Origin of the sequence: uncultured Methanobrevibacter sp. (assembly GCF_902771435.1) — an archaeon.
GTDB lineage: Archaea > Methanobacteriota > Methanobacteria > Methanobacteriales > Methanobacteriaceae > Methanocatella.
Genome location: NZ_CACXXB010000074.1, coordinates 1 through 5,966, shown reverse-complemented (window position 1 = coordinate 5,966; position 5,966 = coordinate 1). Strand labels below are relative to the sequence as shown.

The following is a 5,966-nucleotide window of genomic DNA, read 5'->3' as shown; positions in this document are numbered from 1 at the left end:
TAATCTCTCCTCAATGAGCGAGTAGACATAACCGTCAACCTGCTCTTCAGGAATTTCTTTTCCATTATAGGCATCAATGATTTCATCAAATAAGTTATCTTGTGCAATTCCATCAGTAATTATATGGTGGAAATTAGCGAAGAGTACCGTTTCATCTTGGGTTTCATAAATCTTAAATTTGAATAATTGTTCACCATCCAAAGCAAAGCCGGAAACATCATTCGCCACCAGTTCATCATTACTGATTGCATTGACTTTAACAACCTCAATTTCATCAACAGGAATATCATCATCACGTTTTTGCCTTACAGAACCATCATCCAATGTCATTATTCTTGTTTTAAGATATGGATGTGCTTCAATTGTTCTTATTATAGCTTGCTTAAGTTTTTGAGGAGAAATATTATTATCAAATCTGGTTACAGTAGGAATAATATATTTTATTTTATCCGGATTTTGCATACATTCATAATAAATCCCCAACTGATTTTCAGTCAATGAGAAATACTCCATTTCTTTTGCAGTTTCAATTAAAGCTTTAATATCTAACTTGCTTCCACCATCATTTCTGATTTCATCAGAAATAGACCTGATTGTAGGCTCATTGAATAACACAGAAATATCAATGTTGGCACCCATTTCATTGAAAATAATTGAGTTTAGTTTCATTAATGTTAATGAAGTAAAACCTAGAGCATACAAATCATCAGTAACACCAAATTCAGAAGTATTAACCATAGTAGATACCATTTCATGGAGTTTTTCCTCTGTTTCATTTTCAGGTTTTATATTTTCCAGTCTTAAAATTGGTTCTGGCAACTTTTTAATGTCTATTTTTCCATTAGGTGTTTGCGGCATCTCATCAATCTGCATAAACACTGTTGGAATCATGTATTTTGTCAGCTTATCCTTTAAAAATTCTTTCAATTTTGCAGAATCGATTTCGCCATCTGCTGTGAAATAGGCACACAAATGATCATTATTGTTAATCTTTTTGACAACAACAATATTCTGTTTTATTCCAAAGTATTTACTTATGTTATATTCAATTTCACCAATCTCAATTCTTAAACCTCTAAGCTTAATCTGATGATCTATTCTTCCTTTTATGTCGATTTCACCATTAGGCAGTTCAATTGCATAATCTCCACTTCTGTAATATGGAATGCCATTGATTTCTAAAAATACCTCTTTGGTTTTATCAGGCATGTTGTAATATCCTTTACTAACACCCGGCCCACCAATATAAAGCTCACCTATAACCCCTTGAGGTAGAAGTTTACCATCCAAATCTCTTACCTCAGTTGTATAATTGAATAATGCCTTTCCCACACTGACACTATCAGATTCCATGACATTTAATGCATTGGAAGCCACAGTTGTTTCTGTCGGTCCGTAAGTGTTGTAAAGTGCAACATCACTGATTTGTGAAACTTGAGATATCAAGTCCTTAGGCATCATTTCTCCACCAGTACCAATGTATTTAAAGTTGGACAATAGTTTTTGGAATCCCTCATAATCCAGGTACTGTTTAAGCCTTGACGGAGTTGATGAAGTAATTGCATCTGGCGTTTCCCTTCGAATCAGTTCAGTTAACTCTTCAATGTTTTTGGTTTGACTGTCACTTGCCAATACCAACTGCAAACCGAAAGTCAAACTTGATAAATCCAACAAGAAAGGATCAAAAGACACAGTGGTAATTGAAAGTGCTTTGGTAATGCCCTTGTAGATATTGTACATCAGATTATCTTCATTTTCCACAAACAGATTAGCAATGTTTTTATGAGATATCATTACACCCTTAGGATTTCCAGTTGAACCTGAAGTATAAATCATATAAGCCAAATCATCAGGAGAAATTTCAACATCAGGGTTTGTTGTATTTGCTTCTTCAAGCAAATCCTTAACATTCAAAGAATTAACATCATCCTCCTCTGAAATGATGTAGTCCGCCTGACTGTTTTCATATATGTACTCAATTCTATCTCGAGGATATTCCAAATCGATTGGGACGTATGCGCACCCTGCTTTCAATATTCCTAATATCGATGCTATAAGAGTACTGTTTCTGTGAAGCATTACAAGTACATTACTTTTTGGCTTAACTCCTTTTTTGATTAATGCATTTGCAATCCTATTACTTTTTTCATTTAATTCTCCGTAAGTTAAAGTCGCATCCATTGCAATCAATGCAACATCATTCGCCTTTTCAGAGACCTGCTTTTCAAAGCGCCTATGTAAAATTGGATTTTCAACTGGTGAAAATGCAGGCAATTCGTCACGGGAATCCAATTCAATTTCATTAATCTTCAATTGTTCGATATTTCCATCAATGAATTGGTTAACAATGGATAAAACACTATCTAAGAAAGTTATAATGTATTTTTCACTGTAAAAACTGTTATTGTACAATATATTCAATTCCAAATCTTCCTTATTTTCATAGACATTGAAAGTTACCTTATAGTTGGTTTCAAGGGAATTCAATCTTTTAATTTCATACATATTATTATCCAGTTTGATGTTTCCAAATTCAAGATTGTTGTATGAGTACATGAATTCTGGTTTTAAATTGAACGCCTCAGCGATTTTGATATAAGGATAATTACTGTGTTTGATTCCATTTTTCCATATTTCATCGATTTGATTGAACAATTGTCTGATAGAGATGTCTCTCTCATCATTAATGGAGACAATCGGCAAGGTTTTGACTAAAAATGCTTGAGTATTATTATAATTGGAATTCATTCTGCCGTTGAAAATTGTAGTCAGCAATGTCTTATCACTGAATGAGTACTTGTTCAATGCCAGTATTGTACTTGCCATGAACAGTATGTTCGGTGAAATTCTTTTATCTGCACAGAACTCTTTAATAAGCTCTAAATCAATATTCTTAGAAATGGATTGCAATCTGGCAACGTTTTCATCGTTTCTGAGGTCCGGAGTCAATATGGTTGAGTCGACTTCTTTTGTCAGTTGATTATGGAAATACCTTTCGCTGGCTGCATACTCCTCACTGCCCTTGTCATCATTTTCTATCAAAGAACAGATATAACCGTTGAAAACCTCTTTTTCTATCTCCTCACCATTGTATGCATTGGCAATGTTATTGAATAATGCTCCAACGGATTCCCCATCAGATATTATATGATGTATATCAAAGAATAAAATTATTTCATCCTTAGTTTCATATATTTTAGCTCTAAACAGCTGATTGTCCAATAATTCAAATCTTTTGACATTTTCTTTTTCGATTTCCTTATCTGAAATGTCATCAGTTTCAACAATAGAGATATCCTCAATAGCTATTGAATCATCGCGCTTTAGCATCAATTGCCCATCATGAATGACTATCCTTGTTTTGAGATAAGGATATGAATCAATTGTTTTAATAATAGAATCCCTTAATTTTAATGCATCGATAGATTTATCAAACCTGACCAATGCAGGAAGATTATATTGGGCTTCTTCAGGATTTTGAGCACATTCATAATACACACCCAGCTGATTGTCCATTAATGGATAAAATGTAATGTCATTTGAAGATTTTATCAGTTCATCTAAATCTTCGTCAAACTCAGCAATTTCAATACAATTAGCAATGTGTCGTATAGTAGGAGTTTCCAATAATTCTGTAATGTCCAAATTAACGTTGAACTGCTCATAAATCGCTGCATTGAATTTCATTAAAGATAAGGATGTGAATCCAAGAGCATAGAGATCATCAGTTACACCAAAACCATTATCATAGTCACCCAACATTTCAAATAACTTTTCTTCAGTGTCATTTTCAGGATAAATGTTTTCAAATTTCAGTTTAGGTTCAGGCAATTGCTTTAAATCTGCTTTGCCGTTTGGATTTTTTGGAATTTCATCAACTTGTATGAATGCTGTTGGAACCATATAACTGGCCAATTTTTCACTTAAATAACTTTTCAGCGAATTCCTTAATGTTTGGGTAGTTGCCTATGTTAAATTTAATCTCATCTATTTCAATTCTCAATCCTCTTAATTTGATTTGATTATCCTTTCTTCCTTTAATGACAAATTCATTGTCAGGTGTTTTGATTGCATAATCCCCAGTTTTACAGTATGCGATTCCATTGATTTCAATGAAAACATCTTCAGTTTCATCCAGATTATAATACCCTTTTCCAACATTAGGTCCACCAACGTATAATTCACCCATTACCCCATCAGGCACCAATTTTCCATCAATATCCCTAACATCAGATAGGGAATTTTTAAAGGCCTCTCCGATAGTTATATTATTTGAATCTGTTATCTCTTTACAATGTGTTCCCGAAACGGCTTCACTTTGCCCATAACCATTAAATACGGAAGCATCACTGTTGTCTTTTATAAGAGTGAAGGCCTTTAGAGAAAATGGTTCACCACCCAAAAAAACAGCTTTAAAACAGGAAATTGCATCCCTGAATTCATCAATTTCAAAATATGACAGCAGTCTTGAAGGAGTTGTTACCATAAGTTCAGGATTATGTTTTTTAATTAGTCTAATCAGATTTACAATATTTTTTACTTCCAAATCACTTGCAAAAATTAATTTAATGCCATTTGTTAATCCGGTCAAAATATCCGCTTCTATAACTCGCCAAAGGATTATGTTTAACCTGATTACATACATTTTTATGAGTTATCATTACTCCCTTAGGAATTCCAGTGGATCCTGAAGTGTATATTACATAAGCCAAATCATCAGCACCAATATCAACATCAGGATTATCAGTATTGTCCCCTTCAAGCAAATCTTTAATGTCTAATGAGTTTTCTCCGGATTTTTCAGAGATGATATAATCCGCCTGACTGTTTTCATAAATTTGATTAATCCTTTCTGAAGGATAATCAGGATCAATTGGAATGAAAGCACACCCTCCTTTTAAGATACCCAAAATTGATGCTATCAAATCAGTGCTTCTCGGAAGCATCACAAGAATATTGCTTTTAGGTTTTACTCCTCTTTTAATGAGAGAATTGGCTATCCTATTGGATTTTTTATTAAGCTCATTATAAGTTAATCTTTCGCCGTTTGAGACAAGTGCAACCTTATCAGGAGTTTTGACGACTTGTTTTTCAAAGCGTTTATGCACATAAGGCAATTCAACCTCATCAAATGAAATATTTTCCCTTTCGCTGACAATAGCTATATCTGAGATTAGATTTTCATTTATATCCAATGTGGTAAATTGTTTCAGTATGATTTCAATGCTTTTTAAGAAGGATTTTATGTAATCTTTTGAATATAACTGGTCATTGTACAGTAAAGAGAATATGATTTTTCCATTGTCTTTTTTAAAGCTGAAGCAGTTTACATAATCATGAGGCGAAATATTTATGTCATCCCCACAACCATAATAAAACTCCGGCTTTAAATCATAGCTATTCAATAGCTCTTCAGTAGCCTCAGGGCCAAATTTCAAACTTTCTTCAAAATCTTCATGAATTTTGGTTAAATATTCTTTAATATTAATGTCCCTATTTTCAAATTTAGATACAAATGGAATGTTATTGCCATGAAACAATATGTTTTCATTGGAAAAGTTATATTTGTTTAAAGCTAATGAAACACCTGCTAAAACAATACTGTCTATACTGATTGAATTTGCTTGACAGAAACCATCAAATTCATCAACTATTTCAACATTTGCTTCGGACATTTTTCCTTTTTCTCTCTCACCATTTAAATTTGGAGCAATTAACGTTGTTTCATCAAAATCAACGATTAGTCTAATCATATCCTTTTTAAATTTTTTTGAATTATTTGAAATCATAATACAAACCCTCATTCAGATTTACCAATATATAATTATAATTTTATTCATTATTATAAATATATATTATACATATTTTGACTCTTTCAAAAACTTTGTTGATTTAAAATTTTTAGATGATTTTAGTTTTAAATTTTTAATTCCATTTAAAAATAGTTAAATTTAATAAAGAGTTGG

The 5,966-nt window shown here is 32.4% G+C and carries 3 protein-coding genes; all 3 read right to left on the bottom strand.

Features of this window, described 5'->3' with window-relative positions:
- Nucleotides 1-3,915 (bottom strand): amino acid adenylation domain-containing protein (locus QZU83_RS10360; protein ID WP_295611910.1); only part of this gene is annotated, 3,915 nt, incomplete at its 3' end.
- 4 nt (nt 3,916-3,919) lie between these two features.
- Entirely contained in the window at nt 3,920-4,591 is a 672-nt protein-coding gene (locus QZU83_RS10355; RefSeq protein ID WP_295611909.1) for an AMP-binding protein, read from the bottom strand.
- Nucleotides 4,566-5,789 carry an AMP-binding protein gene (locus QZU83_RS10350; protein WP_295611908.1) on the bottom strand — a complete coding sequence of 408 codons (1,224 nt, stop codon included), beginning with the start codon at nt 5,787-5,789 and terminating at the stop codon, nt 4,566-4,568. The genes QZU83_RS10355 and QZU83_RS10350 overlap by 26 nt, the downstream gene beginning before the upstream one ends.
- Between the last annotated feature and the right edge of the window lie 177 nt (nt 5,790-5,966).

Bases quoted from the DNA above. Each gene is read 5' to 3' on its own strand.
- QZU83_RS10350 (WP_295611908.1), bottom strand. From the start codon at position 5,789: ATGATTTCAAATAATTCAAAAAAATTTAAAAAGGATATGATTAGACTA.